At 55.7% G+C, this 1,171-nt stretch carries 2 protein-coding genes; one reads left to right on the top strand and one right to left on the bottom strand.

The annotated features are described in order from the left end of the window. Positions 1–449, bottom strand: a 449-nt coding sequence (locus tag A3A5_RS0123175) for a Rieske (2Fe-2S) protein (protein WP_018312884.1), incomplete at its 3' end; no start/stop codon positions are given. A gap of 361 nt (positions 450–810) precedes the next feature. Between A3A5_RS0123175 and A3A5_RS45525 the strand changes: the two genes are divergently transcribed. Then, a partial coding sequence (locus tag A3A5_RS45525) for a GntR family transcriptional regulator (RefSeq protein WP_018312883.1) occupies positions 811–1,171 on the top strand: 361 nt, incomplete at its 3' end.

Below are 1,171 nucleotides of genomic sequence, written 5' to 3'. Positions count from 1 at the left end.
TTTTCCCAGTCGCTGAAATAGGGAATTTCTGTGCAGTCGAAGCTGTTATCCAAGCGTACCCACACAATGGAATACTTCACTTCGCAGTCATAGGCATTCAGCTTCGCGCGCGGCGGAATGGCTTTGTCCGGGCAAGCCGGTACGAGTTTGCAAATCCCCTCGTTGTCGTACTGCCAGCCGTGATACGGACACGCCAGGAAGTCTTGGCCATCTCGCTTGCTCACGCGACCAAGCGAGAGCTTTGCCGAGCGGTGGGCGCATCGATCGCTGGCTGCGACGATCTTTCCATTAAGGCGGGCCAGCACGATCGGTTCGCCGAGCAGGGTCACGGCCATCGGACCATGGCCAGAGGCGTTGGCGCGTTCGAACTCTGCCAGGGTACAAACCGGATGCCAGAAGTGGCGAAGGTAAGTCTTATCCTCGAGGAGAGGCCTGTACTGCTCATTCATTTTAAGTGTCTCCAGTGCGGTCGGGTGTGTGAGGCCAAAATTACAGTCTGGGAAGCCAAATAGATCAACTGGTATACCAGACTATAGAGCGTAACGGAGGCCGACAATCAGGGATAACCCGTTGGTACCGTGAATGGAAGCCGAGCTATAGGATCAAGCGACGGCTCTAATTTCTTGCATGTGCCGCAATAGAGGCTCCCGGACGGGTACGAAACGCGCCCCTTGCACGCGAAATTTGAGCAGGACGAATATGGATAGCGCCCTTATTTAGTGCCAAACGATGCGCTTGAGGTACCATTCTGGAAATCTGGTCGACCAAACCACAATGCGGCGCCGCGCTGCACCCTAGCGACGATAAATCATGCTCACCCAAAAGATTGTAGGCACCATCTCCGATGCTATCTATCACCGTCGTCTCCCGCCGGGCACGAAACTCAACGAGCGGGACATCGCCGAACTCTTTGGTGTAAGCCGCACAGTGGTCCGCCAAGCACTGATCCGCTTGTCTCAAGATGGGCTAGTCGAGATCTCCCCGAAACGGTCCTCGTCCGTTTGGCGGCCGACCTTCGACGATGCCTTCGAGCTCTACCAAATGCTGCTGGTGCTTGAGAGCGGGGTGATCGACCAACTGATCAAGACAATCACCCCAGATCAGCTCAAGGCGCTGCGTGCTCATACGGGAAAGGAGCGGGTGGCGTTTGAGAAGCACAAACACGATCTAG

Origin of the sequence: Cupriavidus sp. UYPR2.512 (genome assembly GCF_000379565.1) — a bacterium.
GTDB lineage: Bacteria > Pseudomonadota > Gammaproteobacteria > Burkholderiales > Burkholderiaceae > Cupriavidus.
The sequence above is the reverse complement of the archived record's forward strand: the minus strand, read 5'-3'. Positions and strand labels throughout refer to the sequence as shown.